Below are 16,154 nucleotides of genomic sequence, written 5' to 3' on the forward strand. Positions count from 1 at the left end.
AGAATGAAACAGGAAGTAAGGTTCAAAGTCCAGCTTTGTATAAAGCTGGGTAGCTTTGGGTAAGTCTTATGTAACGGAAAAAACAGACCGCTGGTTGGCAAGGTAACGCCCTACCGTAAAATATAAACCATGTTTGTTGTACGAAAACAGTTTTTGGTCTTGGGAAACAGGACTTCTGCGTGGGTTCCCTACGAAGGGATAAAGGCTGCAAAGCTAGAGATGCAGTGTCAGACTCGGATCGTCTTCAGTGACGAATCTCAGTAATGAGATACCCAACGCCGTGCAACGGCAGATGATACACGAAGCCTACACGCTCACCGAAGGTCAGTGCTAGGTATTTCACTCTAGACTAACTATTCCAAGGAACACACAAAAATAATGCGAATTTTATTTGTATCCGCCGAAGCAGCACCCCTCGCCAAAGTTGGCGGCATGGGCGATGTCGTCGGCGCTTTGCCTAAGTTTTTGCGGCGCATGGGACACGATGTCCGCATCTTCATGCCCTACTACGGCTTCGTTCCCGACAAAATGGACGTTCCCAAAAAACCTGTTTGGAATGGGGCGGCGATGTTCCAAAATTTCTCAGTCTTTGAAAGTGTTTTGGCGGGAACCGATGTACCTTTATACTTATTGCAACATCCATCTTTCTTGCCGCGCCGCGTTTACGGCGGCGTAGATGAAGATTGGAGGTTCACTTTTTTTGCTAATGCTGCCGCTGAATTTGCCTGGAATTACTGGAAACCCCAAATTATCCACTGTCACGACTGGCACACGGGGATGATACCTGTTTGGATGAAGCCTGACCCCGATATCAGCACGGTTTTTACTATTCACAATTTAGCTTATCAAGGGCCGTGGCGCTGGCGTTTGGAACAGATGACTTGGTGCCCCTGGTATATGCAAGGTCACAATACAATGGCTGCTGCAGTACAGTTTGCCGATCGCGTAAATACAGTTTCGCCAACCTACGCCGAGCAAATAAAAACCCCAGCTTACGGCGAAACTTTGGAAGGTTTGCTGTCTTACATTGGCGGTAAAGTATCGGGAATTTTGAACGGAATTGATACAGAATCTTACAACCCAGCAACTGACAAGTACCTCCATCAACAATTCAGTGTTGATACGCTAGAAAAGCGCCCAGCTAACAAAATTGCGCTGCAAGAAGAAGTCGGTTTGGAAGTGAATAAAGGTGCCTTTTTAATGGGCATGGTGACGCGGCTGGTAGAACAGAAGGGATTGGATTTGATCATTCAAATGCTCGATCGCTTCATGGCCTATACCGACGCTCAGTTTATTGTACTCGGAACGGGCGATCGCTACTACGAAACCCAACTCTGGCAAATGACAGCCCGCTATCCCGGTCGGATGTCCACCCAATTACTCTACAACGACGCGCTCTCCCGGCGCATTTACGCAGGCTGCGACACCTTCCTGATGCCCAGCCGTTTCGAGCCCTGCGGCATCAGTCAAATGCTCGCCCTCCGCTACGGCTGCGTCCCAATGGTGCGCCGCACCGGCGGTTTAGTCGATACCGTTTCCCACAACGACCCAATTAATGATACCGGTACAGGTTACTGCTTCGATCGCTACGAGCCCCTCGACTTGTTCACCTGCATGATCCGAACATGGGAAGGTTTCCGCTACAAAGATAAGTGGAAAGAACTTCAACAGCGCGGCATGAGAGAAGATTTTGGCTGGGATATTTCTGCCAAGAAATATGTCAATTTGTACAGCGATATTTTGGGGATATCGCCCGAAGAAAATGCACCGGAACCAGAACCCGAATTGAGCGGTGGTAAGGGTTAATCTTAGTAAGTCATATCAATTCCGGCTGCACCGGAATGACAAGCGAGGACACGGCAGTGCCGTTTCCCTACAATTGATCGCGGTAGGGAAACGGCACTGCCGTGTCCTCCATTTATATCATTCCGATGCTAACGGAATTGATATCAGTCGGTGTTTGATTCAACTGAATCGAAGGGCGATCGGCTGACGCACCCTACAGCTTAGTGCGTCAGTCGCTGTTTGATTCAATTTAGTCGATCGACTGACTACTGACTACTGACTGCTGACTAATGACTGCTGACTAATGACTGCTGACTGCTGACTACTGACTACTGACAAATTAATCAACAAATAAATCGAGAGGTAAATGACCGTAAGTCCCGCTAACTCCATCTTCCGAAGAAGATTGACACGACACTAAAACTCCTCGGTAAGTTCCCGGATAACCATCAACATAATAGGAACCCTTCAAAGTATTGAACTTAATATAAACCGAACCGGTAAAGGTCGAACCAGTATTTGGATCTAAAACAGCTTGATATCCGAAAGCTTTCAAATAAGTTTCTAAAGCTAAAAAACCCTCATCCGTCGAAGCAGCGCAAACTCCCAGCATTTGATAATCCGACAAACTTGCTACCAGCAAAATCGCTTGACGCAACGCCTGTTTTTCCAGCGGCGACGCTACAGATTGCATATCCAGACAAGTAAAATCTTTGAGGATTTGCTGTGCTGCTTCAACAGTCAGGGTAGTCGGGTTTTGAGTAGACATGAATTGCTCTGATATTTACCAAAAGTACGATCGACACTCGGGCACTCGTCAACGGATTTCTGCCATTGCAACCCTCGATCGACGGCGGTAACACTCGCGCCAGCCCCGATTATAGCCTAATTGTGGATCGGGAAATCATTTTGGGCGATCGACCTACTGCCTCGCACAATCTACCTAGATTCCCAAAAAATATCACAAAAATGTCAACTTAGCTGAATTTGCCTCTATTAAAAGTATAGACAAAAAGCACACAAATGAGTAAATAAATTATGAAGTTAGAGCAATTATCGAAAGACCTAAAACTTGTGAGGAAATTTATTGTTAGGTTGCTAAAGAAAGCCAAACCCCTCTACTTATTCCTAATATTTAGCATCTGTATAGGTATTTCTGGCTGGACAGTAGAATCTAATTTCATCAAAATTCCTTTAATCGGCTTTCACGACATTGTAGACACTCGCAATCCCGCCCAAGTGCCACCAAAGCGCCTTGCTTTTTCCATAGACTACACCAAACAAGATTTTTCAGTATTTTTAGAATATATAATGAAAGAAAACTATTGGTTATTATCATCTCAAGACCTGTACATATACTTTATCAAAAAGTCCCAGCCAATACCACCTCAAAGATTGGGTCAAAAACCGATTATGATCTCCTTTGATGACGGGTATAAAGGCGTTCATGTAAATGCACTTCCCGTCTTAGAAAAACTTTCAGCAGTCCACCAGAAAAAAGGCAAATTTGTGTTATTTGTCAATCCTCAGTTCTTAGGTGTGGATATGGGTAAGAAATTCATAGCCCACGCTAGTTGCAATGATTTAAGATACGGATATAAACAAGGTTTTTATGACGTTCAATCTCACGGTTTTTCTCACAAAAACTTCACTCAAATTAGCGCAAAAGAATTAGAATTTGAAATTGCCCAATCTAAGTCTGAATTGATAAAATGTATGGGAGATTTGGACAAAAATAAGATTATTGGCGCTCACATAGCTTATCCCTACGGCGCATCAAACAGACAAGTGGAAAAGATTTTGCCTAAATATCATTTAACTGGTTTTTTGTACAATGACAATTTCTTCAGAGCAAACAGACTCAAAAATAACTACCGCATTTCTCGCATCACTGTGGATAAATATATGTCGCAGCAAGGTTTAATTCAGATTGCTAAAAAAGCTTCTACTCTCAGAAAGAAAGAGTAGCTTTAAGTAGCATTTTATTGTGGTTTATTTCCTTAATTTTGCTCGTTTATCCGCAAGTTGGGGAGGCGCGCGCCATTGTGCGATCGTGCAAAAAAGCTAGTAGCTGTTACTGATATTTGCACGTTTAGATCAGTCCGCGTTTTTTGAGCTTTGCTAGCGCATCTTCTGCCGCATTTTTCTCAGCATCTTTCTTGCTTTTGCCTTTCCCTTCTCCATAGCATTTCTCTGCAACATAAACCTTAGCGAGAAATTTGGGCTGGTGGGGCGTACCTCCTTCTTGGACTGTGACGTATTTGGGCGGAGTCGCTTCACCGTTGGCTTGTACCCACTCCTGAAATCGGTTTTTCGAGTCTACAGTCGATCGCGTTTCCACAACATTTTCGGGAACAGAATCAAACATTTGCCACACAAACTCGCGAACTTTGTCCATATCTTCCGTGTCCAGATAGTAAGCGCCAATGAATGCTTCAAAGGTGCTGCTGAGCAAATTTGGATTAGTAATCCCACCTTCTCGATAAGCTCCTTTGCCGAGTCGCATTTTTAAGTCTAAACTGATTTCAGTAGCAAATCTGGCTAATTGTCTTTCATCTACTAATGCAGAACGCCGGCGAGTCATTTCGTCTTCTCCCATTTCAGGGTGGCGCTGATAGAGATATTCGCCACTGAGAAAAGTCAGCAAAGCATCGCCGAGAAATTCTAAGCGTTCGTTGTCTTCTTCGCGGAATGTGGGGTTTTCGTTGACGTAGGAACGGTGGGTTAGGGCTTGGCGCAGCAGTTTTTCATTGTTGAATTCGGGAATGGTTATTTCGAGTTCTTGTGTTTGATTAATCGGGCGCATGGGAGTTTGGTAATTGTTATTGCTTTTGGAGTTGGGTGTTGTTATGTTGGCAGACATGAAGGAGCCGCAAATAGCGGTTGCTTTGGAGCATCTAGTTTATCAAATAAACTGGATTTTTGCTATCTGCGGCCGGGTTGATTTTAACAGATATTGGGCAGTTTTAGTATTACCCGGTTAGTCCGTCAGTCCGCCAGGGGTTAAAACCCCTGGCTCATAGCTAAAGTCCTCTTAAGAGGACTGAAGATTGTGTTTTTTAACTGTCTGTCAGTCGGTTTTAACCGACTTTAGCTATTAGACAGGGAATTCATTCCCTGGCGGACTGTGCAACTTTATGCAGATAATTGATCTGCTTTTCTTGATAACTCTTTTTGATTTTTAAGTTGTGGCTTCAATCCTGCACACAAATGAGACAATTCGTCTACATAATGAAAGTTATCCTCACCAACGAGGTTAATCAGTTTTTGGCTGGCACTTTTACGCCGTGCAAAAACGATGACTGTTATACCCAAAGCCTTCAAAACGGTGATTAAACCTGCAAAGTCCCTATCTCCTAAGACTAGGATAATTATGTCCAGAGAAGGCTTCATTGCCACTCGTTTGATACAGTCAAACACCAATTGTTTATCTGCACTGTTTTTACCATCGGGGACATCAACGCCTTTAAAACCCTGCTTTTCTAGCCGAGTATTGTGGGTATCTTGATTTTCTTTCTGCGAATTGTAGTAACTTTTAGGCGGTTCTAAACGTCCTTGTGATTTGGCAAAAGCCAGCAGTAATTCAGCTTGATTTGGCTTTAAGTAGACGTTCTGAGAATCCAAAAACATGGCAACTCGCTGAGACTTGCTTTTTTGTTTGCCTGCGGTTCGATGATTGTCCGTCATTTGATTGTGTCCTACAAAGAGGTTGACTGGACAGCCTCGACGTATCGCGCATCTAGCATTAATGGAAAGTTGCTTGTGGATTTGCTCAAAAATGAGCATCTCAGCACAGGACAATCTGTTACCACAAAACACTGTAATTTTGTTGGGATTTGATTAGCGTCTTAGCTACAGGGCTTACAGAACTCAAAGGAGTTTAGTAGCACACCGTTGAAGGGAAATCTAACTCAATGATGTTTCGATTTTGTCAAGCTTGTATCAAACTTGTTAAAACGACATTAGACGTTCTTTCCGCTCAACGGGGTGCTAGAAACTCCTTTGAGTTCTATAAACCCTGTAGCTAAGACGACTCAATCAACATTCCTTAATTTTGAATGCGATATTTTGTTTTAGCTGTGCTTTGAGCATGGCATTTTAATTATGGGATGTCAAGTATTCGGTAAAAATTATTTTTCTGACATCTTTATATATATCTGAATGGGGTTTCCGCCCACCTGATATCGCCAGTTACGCACCCTCAGAAACCGGGTTTCTACCAGTTTTTGGCGACGAGTCACGATAAATATCCCAAGAAACCCGGTTTCTCGCCCCCCATGTGCGATCGCCCTTTGAGATTTTCACCCACCTGATACCGCCAGTTACGCACCCTCAGAAACCCGGTTTCTACCAGTTTTTGGCGGCGAGTCACGAGAAATATCCCAAGAAACCCGGTTTCTCGCCCCCCATCTGCGATTGCCCACAAGCCCCTCTCCCCGTGGGCCCGTCCCGCTTATCGCCAGCATTTGAAAACTAAATGTAAAAATATGTTGCAATGTTTCTACTGTTGTGTTAAGTTTAGTTACATAAGGTTGAAATTAAACGAGGTATCCGATCGTGCAAAACAAAGACGCAAAAGTAGGCTTCACTGAGTTCGCTGAAACCTGGAACGGTCGTTTGGCAATGCTAGGTTTTGCGATCGGCTTAGCTACCGAACTCCTCACCGGTCAAGGCATTCTCTCTCAAATCGGTTTGATGTAATCAGCTTAACTCCATAAAATAGCTGTAATTTGTGGGGATCGACCCCCTTGACAAGTGCGATCGCCCCGCCCGCTAATAAGTCCCCTTCATTGATAACGAAGGGGATTTTGCATTTTTTATCAAAAATTAAAACCGATGGTACTATCATTTTTTTCGTCTGAATATTTATCCTCACTAAGCAATTCCTACCGAACCCAACATCCTCGATTTAGGAGTAAAAGCCGGAAGCTTCACTAAACCCTCCCGTTGGCGAGACCGCAGACTGTTATTTAAAATCATCTCCGACAGATCCGGCATTTCTTGCCAGCAGTGGGAGCAGAACCAGTAAATGCGATTGTGGCGAGCGTGGCGGAGCAGTGTAGAAGAACAACAAGGGCAACTATTCATGATATTTTAAACCTTATTTAAGACGTGGAGCGATCGGCAATTCATTGCAGAGATTCACGAATGGAGGCGGATATTAATTTCAGACACAACAAATTTTTTTTTCACTCACAACTTTGAGTGTCTCGTAAGTACCACTTTTGAAGACTCAGCAGTAACATCACAATCAGAAGCTGAACCATCCAAGGCGCGACAGAAAAACCCCAAAGAAAACAACCTAGTCCGGCCACAGCCACAAGTACAAAAATATCTTGAGAGGTTTGCCAGTAAATCCAGACGGCTGCCAGAGAAACTATCAGTAGTAAAATGTAAGCTGAGGGCATAGTCGTCTTCTCCAAAGGTGTCTGCCAACTGTCAGGAGCGATCCCCGACCATGTACTAAAACTAAAACTAAAAACTGAAGAACTTATGAAGATGAGCAAATTGTTACAAAAAGCAAAATACTCCTGCTAATTATTATTTATCCGATCGCTCAGCAGGAGTAATTATTTTAAAGGCTAAAGAATTCAATAGGGGCGATCGACCTATGCTTCCTCCCAGCCCAAAGCTTGAGCCACCATAGCAGCCAAAACCATCGGTTCAAAAGGCTTAGCAATCACACTGACAACGCCTAAATCTGCGAACATTCGCCTGTCGCTAGCGAGAGCCTTAGCCGTCAATAAAATTACTGGAATGTGCCGCGTAGCATCATTAGCTTGTAACTGTTTAAAAGTAGTAGGCCCGTCTTGATCCGGCATCATCACGTCCAAGAGAATAGCATCAGGCTGTTCTGCAAGAGCCTTAGCCACGCCCTCGCGGCCAGAACTCGCCGTCAGGACTTCCCAGCCGCCTACTACCTCAAGACTCACTTGAGCCACTTCCCGAATATCTTCCGCATCGTCAATTACCAAGATGCGCTTGGCATTCAAAATTAACATTTTTTTTAACAATCAGAACTTATTCTCAGATTAAAGGCGAAATGTGAATGTTTGGTAAAGCAAAGTGTTTTGCCAGATCGAACTTTACACTAAATTTTTAAAACAGTAAAATCTTTCCACCCTAAAAATCGGCTTTTTGACCTCAAATCCCGATTTTAGGCCGTTCCGGCGCATCTATCCTAGCAAAAATAACAATCTTGGACCCACTGCAATTACCAAATAAACCTGGTTTTTTTAATATAACTTTGCCGGCCTTAGCTGTAATATCCTATCCGGTCAATTGACAGCACTAAGATTGGTTCGATCGTTCGGACTTTAGTCCGAAAAAGCTGCGGACTTTAGTTCACACTACGAACCTTGCTGCAAGTAAATCTAAAATCAAAAACTTGTACGCTCGCGACTTGTCCGCTGGCGTAGCCTAAGCAAGCCGAAGTATCTAAAATCTAAAATCGAATACCTTCTGCCTTCCCTTAACTTTGCCCTTCTCCGAGAATTGGCAGACTTAAGAAAAAAGTGCTGCCCTCATCCAAAACACTCTCTACCCAAATCCTGCCCCCGTGCTGCTGTACGATACTGCGACAAATAGCCAGCCCCAAACCAGTACCTCCTTTCTGGCGAGAATCAGAACCATCCACCTGTTGAAAGCGTTCAAAGATGATCTCTAGCTTGTCTGCCGGAATGCCCCGCCCTCGGTCTTTGACAGCAATCACGATAGACGAACTCACGGACGACAAGTGCGGATTGGTGGCGACAGCATGAGGAGAGGATAGCGACTTCAAGTCCGATCGGGCTGTCAAATCCCGATCGTGCATCAACTCCCCGCTCAGCCAAACCGTAGCCCCTGACGGAGAAAATTTAATAGCATTGCTGAGCAAATTTGTCAAGGCTTGAATTAGCCGATCGGGCACAGCCCGCAACAGAGCTTCCACAGGCCTGACGGACAAAATAACTCCCGCCTGTAGCGCCATGCCCTGCATCTCGTCAGTCGCCTGCAACATCAGCTCAGCAACATTGCAAGTTTGTTTGACGGCAGTGCTGTAACTCGACTCCATGCGCTCTAAATCGAGAATGTCGTTGATCAAGCGCACCAAGCGGTCAGTATTAGTGACAGCAATTTCCAGCATCCGCTTGGCTTTGTGAGGGTGAACGTCAAGCAAACCGCTGTTGAGGAGGCCTAGAGCGCCGTGAATCGAAGTCATCGGTGTCCGCAGTTCGTGGCTGACAACGGAGATGAATTCATCTTTCATGCGCTCGACGGCAAGCCGATCGGTGATATCTTTAAAAGTCACCACGGCTCCAATAATTTGGCCTTGTTCTCGCATCGGAGCGACAACGTACTCCACCGGAAAAGTGCTGCCGTCAACCCGCCAAAAAACTTCATCATTAACGCGCCGAACCTCTCCGTCTGCTAAGGTGTCTAAAATTTGAGAACTTACCCGCAAGGGCAGTTTTCCCGTTGGCGCGGCGGCGCAGTCGGCGACAAGTTCAGAAGTAGAATTGATGACAGTTGCAGGCGACAAAAGCTCGATCGCCCGCGAGCATTCTTCGTGAGAACGGTTTATGGTTTCATAGAGCGGTCGATCGATCCATTCCTTCGAGTCGCAGCCGGCCATTCTCACCGCCGCCGGATTGACAAAAGTTACTTTTCCCTGTTTGTTCAACCCGCAAATGCCTTCCCCGGCGGAGAACAAAATCATTTCTGTTTGGTGGCGGAGTTGTTCTAGGGCTTTTTCAACTCGCTTGCTGTCGCTGATGTCGCGAGCGATTGTCGAAACCCCCGTCACCATTCCTTTAGCGTCTTTAATCGGAGAAATCGTCAGGGACACATCTATCTGTTCGCCGTTTTTGTGTAAGTGTACGGTTTCGTAATGGTCGATAGTGGTTCCAGCCCGAATATTTTCCAGAATTTGGGGCATTTCCTTGGGGCGTTCGGGTATTGCTAAAATTTCGATCGACTTCCCCTTGACTTCCGCCGCACAGTAGCCGTAAATCTTCTGGGCTCCTGCATTCCAGCTCTGAATTGTCCCGGCGAGGGTTTTGCCGACGATCCCGTCGTCAGAGGACTCGACAATGGACGCTAAGCGGACGAGTTCATCTCTAGCTTGCTTGTATTCGGTGATGTCGCGACCCAAAATCACGATACTTTTGCGTCTGCCGTCAGGGTGAAATAGGGGTACTTTAATCACGTCGTAGATTTTCACAGTACCGTTCGATTGGGGAATCACTTCTTCACCCCTAGAAAGCATACCTTTTTCCCACGCGGCTCGATCGCTCACCTCGCACGCCTGTAGCGCCTCCAGATAAAAAGGGCTGAGTTTTCCTAGCTGAGAATCTGTCAGGCCACGGTATTCATCTGCTGATAGCTCGAACAATTCCAGTATTGCTTGATTTGCCTCCTGCCATCTGCTTTCGCCATCTTTGAAGCAGACAATATCTGGCATGGCATTCATCAGCAAGTCGAGATAGAGGTTTTCTCGCAGTGCAGCTTCTGCCTCGGCCCGCTTAGCGATTTCCTGTTGCAGGTTTTTGTTGGCCGTTTGCAGCGAATCAATTAACAAACTTTCGCTAACAGTGCGTTGTTTAATTATTTCTTGGAGTCTGTGGACTTCTAGCGACAGCTTCCTGCGGGCCAACAAATTCTCTACCCGCAAGTGCAGTTGGGCGGCCTCTACGGGAGTTACGATTAAATCGTCAATTCGGCGATCGAGTTTTTGTGTTTGCTGCCCAAAAGGCGGCTCGGTGAGGGCGGGGGTTTGGGATGTGCCCAGGAGCAAAAACGGTAAAAATATCGGCTCGGCGGCTGTTTTTAATGCTTCTATCAGCGGCCCGAGGCGATCGAAATTTGCCTCGTCGAGAATGCACAAGTCAAAAGCAATTTTAGGAATGTGAACTTCTGAGTTTGGTTCGCAAGTGCGATCGGGTACGATCACCTCATGTTGGGTGTTGAGGTGTGCGATCGGCAAATTAGGTTGTTGGTGGCGATCGACCAAGAGCAAAATGCGGTTCATTAATTTGATTTATTTCCTCATAAATAATGATTTAATTTCATGTGAATTCACTTACTATCTGGTTTGTGGTGAGGACTGAAGTCCTCGGAAAATGCAGGACTAAAGTCCGAACGATCGAACCTCTTTTCTAGCTGGTTTGTGGTGAGGACTGAAGTCCTCGGAAAATACAGGACTAAAGTCCGAACGATCGAACCTCTTTTTTAGCGATCGACCTACCGGACACAATCAAACATAATCTGACTACTGACTACTGACTACTGACTACTGGCTACTGACTACTGACTACTGGCTACTGACTACTGACTACTGACTACTGACTACTGACTACTGACTACTGACTACTGACTACTAACTAATGACTCTTTACGGCATTCCGATCGCAATCAAAGAATCGAACGGCATACAACTAGAATAACGCTCCCCTTCCGATAAAACCGCAATCAGCTTCATTTGCCAGTCTGGCATAATTTGCAAATCCGCCCAGGGCACTGCTATCTCCAAACATTTATCCAGTCCCACTTGGGTTCTGCTGATGCGGGGATGCCACTCATCGCCCTCTCCTGCTTCTTGAAACCAAATCGATTTCGTCAGCAAATTAATCTCTAACTGATGGTGGAACCGATAGTTGAGCGGTGCTTCGTCGGGCCAACCCGACAGTGGGATCGGACTGTTGTGCATCGTGCGATCGGGATAATACCAGAACAAGTTTAACTGCGGCGGGCAATCAATACCCGGCCGCACCCCAGCATTGAAGTCGGCGCGCAGGTAAAAATTCAAGTGATCGACTCCGTACCAAAGCCGCTGAATTGCCGAACTCCGATGCATTGTACCCCTTGCTCCCCCAATTTCAATGCGGCCGGCTTTGTCCCAATCCTGTTCGTTGCCGATACCGTCGATAATCGGGTGAATAAAGCTCAGCGGCTCGCGATCGCCAGCCGCGTGATGCGCCTCTACTTGCCGCCGCACTTCCGGGGGTACAGCCTCGCCGAGAGCTTCGTAAATTGCTGCTACGTGTTCGCGGAATAACTGATCGAACATAGCATCTTGATTTGACGTGTGGCCTTCGCCAAACCACCAAAACCAGTCGGAACCTTCGGCCGCATAAAGCGCTTCCCAAGCTTCGGGATTGCTTTCTTCCGTGGCTTCTGGATGGTTGGCCAGTATTTGTCTCGCGGCCCCTAACAAGTCCCAAGCGCGATTTTTCGCGGGATCGCCGATCCAAGTTGTCAGGGAACCGTCTACCCAGGAACCTGTGTGCAGTTGGGCTGCGGGTATTGTTTCGGTGGCTGGGAATTTGTCGAGAAATTCCGAAACTGTGACTAATTTGATATCTGGATTGTCGCTGAGAGTTTGATAAAGTGATTCTAAGAACGGTTTGCCGTCTTCGGGATAGAATTCCCAGCAATTTTCGCCGTCTAGGGCGATCGTCACCAACCACGGATTTTCTAAAGCTGTTTCGCCACTTGACTGTCGGTGTTTGAGAGTTCTGCCGATCGCCTCCAAGTGTCCCACCAAATCTGACGCTGCTTTTTCCGGTTCCATAGAACCGTAGGTAAACCCAATCAAATCAGACAATCTGTGGTCTCGAAATACGATCGCCAAATCACCATCAGGAGTTTCTAAACGATAAGGGCGATACAACAATTCTGGCTCGTAAACATTCCCCGCCCCATCCCGGTTAAAAAACTGTTTAATTGTCCACCCCAATACTGCCTCATCCGAGACAATCCATTTAAAACCTTGTTTAGCAATGTAGGGCAAAATTTCCGGGCTAACCGCCTGTTCCGACGGCCACAAACCGCGCGGTTGGCAATCAAACCTTTCTTGATACATTTCCCAGGATTTTCTCAAGTGTCTGGGAATATCTTCTGCCCACTGGAACCGATGTTTTGGCAGCGTCATGTTAGGAATAGCTACGCGGCCGCTGTTGGTGTCGGCAAGCAGCGGTAAAATCGGGTGCGTGTAGGGGGTTGTGGAGACTTCCAATTGTCCCTGGGCTTGCATTTTACGGTGCTGGGGAATGATTTTTGACAGTATTTCTTTTTGTTTTGCGTAGATGTTTTTTCTGTCTGCCAAGCGAAAACCTTGTCCTTGTTTCAGCCACCCGGCAATCTCGGGGTCATCCCAAAACAGCGGATCGATCCAAGCTAAATTGTGCCACGCCAGCAAGTCGCCAAAATCCTGGACAGTCCAGTTTTCCAAGCACCACTGAATGCCTTTTTCCTGTCGCTGAGTGTAGAGTTGAGCGTACCGGGGATGGGGCTGAATCAGGGTGTGGTAGTTGGCATCAAAGAAGTGTTCTAAAACAAACTCTTTTTCTTCGATGTTTAAATCATTGGCTCGCTTGAGAGTTACCGCCAAGTAAGGGTCTAATGCTTTGTCTGCGATGCAGTCTTCTATCTGCAAAATTAAGGACGGAACCAGGTTTACTGTTTGATGCAGTTTGGGATATTTTGCCAGAATTAGCACTAAATCCAAATAGTCTTTGACTCCGTGCAGGCGCACCCAAGGCAGTCGGTATTGAGCCTCTTTTGCTGTAGCGGATACTCGGGATTTATACAGCGGTTGGTGTTGGTGCCAAATGAAGGCTACGTAAAGGGGGTGAGACATCGAATTTGGTAATGGGTAGTTGGCGATCGATCATTAGTAATTAATAATTATAATTTGTAATTTTAATTTTGGTGTTGCAGATCCAAGGTTGAAGGCAAAAATAGCGATCGGCTTGTCGGTCAATAACGGATAGCAAATCCAGACAATTAGTAATTTGTCATTGGTCATTAGTTAGTAGGTCAATTTTACACCAATGGCACTCCATCGCAGACTAGATTAAAAGCATCTGCGTCCATCAGTGTTTATCCGCTGGCAATCTGCGGTTAACAGAGCGATCGAAGATTTATGCAAGAGATCTTTTCTAAGGACTAATGACTAAGGACTAAGGACTAATGACTAATGACCGGAAATTTGGGTACAAGCCCCTTCTTCAGTGGACGGCTTTAATTATATTTTTTGAAAAAGCATCTGGACGTTTGCTCATGGCTATGGTGTAATAATCAGGTAGGAGGACAGAGCAAATGTTTCATTTAACCTAGGAATTTAAACTTAAACCAACAACAGGACAGATAGCAATCTTTCAGGATTGGCTAGAGCAATGCCGTCGTGTGTATAACTACGCATTGGCAGAGCGCAAGCATTGGTTTGAGTCTCGTAGCTGTCGAATTCACGCTTGCTCTATCCGATCTGAGTTCATCATTCCAGCCGAAACGAAACGACCAACTTATGCAAGCCCGTGCAAAAGTTTAACTACGGTAAGAGCAAACATACCCGCTTTGGCTGCCGTTACCGTACAGGTTCTACAACAGACACTAAAAAGACTTGAAAAAGCTTTCGTAATTATGTGGGAACAAAAGCACGGTTTCCCTCATTTCAAGAAAAAAAGAAAAATGCGATCGTTTGTGTTCCCAAAATTGGGGATTAATCCCGTTCCAAATCAAGCGGTGAATCTGCCTAAAATTGGTTTAGTTAAGCTTGCATCAATCACGTCCTATCCCTTGATGGTACAACGATTAAGCAAGCAAGGATAATTCGTAGGCTGAGCGGTTGGTGCGCGCTCTTAACCCTACAATGGGACGTTTCAATGCCCGATATAATGCCTCACGGTGAAGGGGTCGGGATTGATGTTGGACTCACTAATTTTTTAGGAAATTCTAACGGTCTTCTAGTTAAGCGCCCAAGATTTTTTAAAGATGCAGAATGCCAGCTTAAATTGCTGCAACAACGTCTCATTAGGACAAAACTAGGCTCGAACAATTGGCGTAAAGCTATGAAAAAAGTGGGACAATTGCACGAGTATGTTGCTAACGTCAGAAAAGATTGGCATCGAAAATTATCGCATCAAATCTGCAAAGACCTGGGGATGATTTTCGTCAAGAATCTAAATCTGATTTGGCTGTCTAGGGCGATGCTAGGGAAACATTGCTTAGACGCAGGTTGGGGTCAGTTCTTCACTATCCCAGAGCAAACTTGCTTGAAATATGGCGTTTACTTTCAGAAGGTAAACGCCAATAAAACTAGCCAGATTTGTCCAGATTGCGGTGTTGAAACAGGCAAAAAAGAGCTTGATGAGCGTACTCATAATTGCTCAAATTGCGGTTATACAACCGACAGAAATGTCGCAGTCGCTCAAGTAGTTCTAGTCATAGGACTTGCAGCCCTAGGGTATACCGCCTGTGATGCTTGCTGAGGGTAAATTCATTGGAATCCCTGCGAATCAAGAATCCCCACGCCTGATAGCTGGGGAGTGTCAATAATTACATTACCTGTTCGACTTCGGCGATTTCTGGAATTGCTTCGCGCAGGCGGCGTTCAATACCCATTCTCAGAGTCATTGTGGAACTCGGACAAGAGCCGCAAGCTCCTTGCAGTCTCAAGTGTACTACCGGGCCGTCGATTTCTACGAGTTCGACGTTGCCGCCGTCGGAAATCAGGTAGGGACGCAGTTCATCGAGAACTGTTTCCACGTTATCTCTGGTTAGTGCTAGTGTCGTCATAGTTTGCCTCTGAAATAATTTCTTGATATTGGGTTTATTCGATCGTAGCCTGAGTTGCTGCCAAATCCAGCCGTCTTGGACGCGCAACTTCGATTTTTAGGGTGGGCGACGGGCCGCGCACCCCAGTCTGTAAGATTAAACTACTGCTGGTTGCAGCAGTTTGATGTTGGAATAGTTAAATTCGGTTGTTGTCAGTTGACCTTTTTCTTTCGATCGCACTACTTGCTTCGTCATGACATAATAGTCACCTATTTTGTCAAAGGTATCTTCAAATTCCAGTTCTTTGATGATTTCGTTGGTTTCGGGGTTGCGGAAAACCGCATCGTAGTGGCTAGCCAAAGAACCTTCGGGAGTTTCCAAGCTTTTGTGCGTGTCAATGACGAAAGCCATGCGGCCCATCACCCGGCTGACTTGACAAATTGACAGACCTCGGATTTTATAATTCGAGCCCATTGAGTCGCCTTTCACTAGAATATCCACAGCCTCGCTGCTGTCCTTCTCGCCGAGGGTGAAGCTATTTTTGCCGTGAGATTGTTCAAATGATGAGCGCTTGCGGTGGGTAACAATGTCCCGCATTTGGGTGTAAACGCTCTGCTTCACTTCCTCGTCTGCAATACCGCTGACTTCCACGCTCATGTCTGGTTTGATGGAAACATGACCCGTATATACTTCGTCGCCTTGTTTGAGTTCAATATCGGCACTGTAACCGGGAAAATTGGCATCCCAGGTGTAGCGGTGTTCGTAAGCAGCGCGAAACAAATCGCGAGCGTTGGCTTGCTCTGACATAAATTCCTCTTTGTGTTGACACCCAT

The 16,154-nt window shown here is 45.8% G+C and carries 16 protein-coding genes; 5 read left to right on the forward strand and 11 right to left on the reverse strand.

Features of this window, described 5'->3' with window-relative positions; all coding sequences use genetic code 11:
- Window positions 1-378 precede the first annotated feature (378 nt).
- The gene (gene glgA / locus QUA97_RS14200) at window positions 379-1,806 is read left to right on the forward strand and encodes a glycogen synthase GlgA (RefSeq protein ID WP_333194968.1); all 1,428 of its coding nucleotides are present in this window, start codon (window positions 379-381) and stop codon (window positions 1,804-1,806) included.
- A 319-nt stretch (window positions 1,807-2,125) separates the two neighbouring features.
- Here the strand turns inward: glgA and QUA97_RS14205 are convergent, their stop codons facing one another.
- Window positions 2,126-2,554 carry a DUF1824 family protein gene (locus QUA97_RS14205; protein ID WP_333194969.1) on the reverse strand — a complete coding sequence of 143 codons (429 nt, stop codon included), beginning with the start codon at window positions 2,552-2,554 and terminating at the stop codon, window positions 2,126-2,128.
- A gap of 269 nt (window positions 2,555-2,823) precedes the next feature.
- Between QUA97_RS14205 and QUA97_RS14210 the strand changes: the two genes are divergently transcribed.
- On the forward strand, window positions 2,824-3,753 hold the full coding sequence (locus QUA97_RS14210) for a polysaccharide deacetylase family protein (RefSeq protein ID WP_333194970.1): 930 nt from the start codon (window positions 2,824-2,826) through the stop codon (window positions 3,751-3,753).
- A gap of 124 nt (window positions 3,754-3,877) precedes the next feature.
- Here QUA97_RS14210 and rnc read toward each other — a convergent pair whose 3' ends face one another.
- The 3 genes from rnc to QUA97_RS14225 form a co-directional block, all read right to left on the reverse strand.
- Complete coding sequence (gene rnc, locus QUA97_RS14215; RefSeq protein WP_333194971.1) at window positions 3,878-4,648, reverse strand: ribonuclease III; 771 nt, start codon at window positions 4,646-4,648, stop codon at window positions 3,878-3,880.
- Window positions 4,649-4,920: 272 nt separating this feature from the next.
- A complete protein-coding gene (locus QUA97_RS14220) occupies window positions 4,921-5,472 on the reverse strand; it encodes an NYN domain-containing protein (protein ID WP_333194972.1) in 552 nt (183 codons plus the stop codon).
- 550 nt (window positions 5,473-6,022) lie between these two features.
- Entirely contained in the window at window positions 6,023-6,211 is a 189-nt protein-coding gene (locus tag QUA97_RS14225) for a hypothetical protein (RefSeq protein WP_333194974.1), read from the reverse strand.
- A 131-nt stretch (window positions 6,212-6,342) separates the two neighbouring features.
- Between QUA97_RS14225 and QUA97_RS14230 the strand changes: the two genes are divergently transcribed.
- Complete coding sequence (locus QUA97_RS14230; protein WP_194070669.1) at window positions 6,343-6,486, forward strand: chlorophyll a/b-binding protein; 144 nt, start codon at window positions 6,343-6,345, stop codon at window positions 6,484-6,486.
- 174 nt (window positions 6,487-6,660) lie between these two features.
- Here QUA97_RS14230 and QUA97_RS14235 read toward each other — a convergent pair whose 3' ends face one another.
- The 5 genes from QUA97_RS14235 to QUA97_RS14255 all read right to left on the reverse strand — a co-directional run bounded on the left by QUA97_RS14235 (window position 6,661) and on the right by QUA97_RS14255 (window position 13,405).
- Window positions 6,661-6,873, reverse strand: a complete 213-nt coding sequence (locus QUA97_RS14235; RefSeq protein WP_194070668.1) for a hypothetical protein — start codon at window positions 6,871-6,873, stop codon at window positions 6,661-6,663.
- Window positions 6,874-6,974: 101 nt separating this feature from the next.
- Window positions 6,975-7,193 carry a hypothetical protein gene (locus QUA97_RS14240; RefSeq protein WP_194070667.1) on the reverse strand — a complete coding sequence of 73 codons (219 nt, stop codon included), beginning with the start codon at window positions 7,191-7,193 and terminating at the stop codon, window positions 6,975-6,977.
- A gap of 201 nt (window positions 7,194-7,394) precedes the next feature.
- Window positions 7,395-7,787: a response regulator gene (locus QUA97_RS14245; protein WP_194070666.1), complete on the reverse strand. Its 393-nt coding sequence runs from the start codon at window positions 7,785-7,787 to the stop codon at window positions 7,395-7,397.
- Between the two features lie 470 nt (window positions 7,788-8,257).
- Window positions 8,258-10,795, reverse strand: a complete 2,538-nt coding sequence (locus tag QUA97_RS14250; protein ID WP_194070665.1) for a PAS domain S-box protein — start codon at window positions 10,793-10,795, stop codon at window positions 8,258-8,260.
- A gap of 363 nt (window positions 10,796-11,158) precedes the next feature.
- Window positions 11,159-13,405: a glycoside hydrolase gene (locus QUA97_RS14255; protein ID WP_333194975.1), complete on the reverse strand. Its 2,247-nt coding sequence runs from the start codon at window positions 13,403-13,405 to the stop codon at window positions 11,159-11,161.
- Window positions 13,406-14,121: 716 nt separating this feature from the next.
- Here QUA97_RS14255 and QUA97_RS14260 point away from each other — a divergent pair.
- Together QUA97_RS14260 and QUA97_RS14265 are read left to right on the forward strand one after the other, a co-directional pair.
- The gene (locus QUA97_RS14260; RefSeq protein WP_333194976.1) at window positions 14,122-14,376 is read left to right on the forward strand and encodes a hypothetical protein; all 255 of its coding nucleotides are present in this window, start codon (window positions 14,122-14,124) and stop codon (window positions 14,374-14,376) included.
- A gap of 8 nt (window positions 14,377-14,384) precedes the next feature.
- On the forward strand, window positions 14,385-15,035 hold the full coding sequence (locus QUA97_RS14265) for an RNA-guided endonuclease InsQ/TnpB family protein (RefSeq protein WP_228050318.1): 651 nt from the start codon (window positions 14,385-14,387) through the stop codon (window positions 15,033-15,035).
- 67 nt (window positions 15,036-15,102) lie between these two features.
- Here QUA97_RS14265 and QUA97_RS14270 read toward each other — a convergent pair whose 3' ends face one another.
- Window positions 15,103-15,342: a NifU family protein gene (locus tag QUA97_RS14270; protein ID WP_194012902.1), complete on the reverse strand. Its 240-nt coding sequence runs from the start codon at window positions 15,340-15,342 to the stop codon at window positions 15,103-15,105.
- Window positions 15,343-15,477: 135 nt separating this feature from the next.
- A complete protein-coding gene (locus tag QUA97_RS14275; protein WP_194012901.1) occupies window positions 15,478-16,128 on the reverse strand; it encodes a DUF3386 domain-containing protein in 651 nt (216 codons plus the stop codon).
- Window positions 16,129-16,154 lie beyond the last annotated feature (26 nt).

The organism is Microcoleus sp. CZ3-B2 (assembly GCF_036705055.1).
In the GTDB taxonomy this organism is placed as follows: Bacteria; Cyanobacteriota; Cyanobacteriia; order Cyanobacteriales; family Microcoleaceae; genus Microcoleus.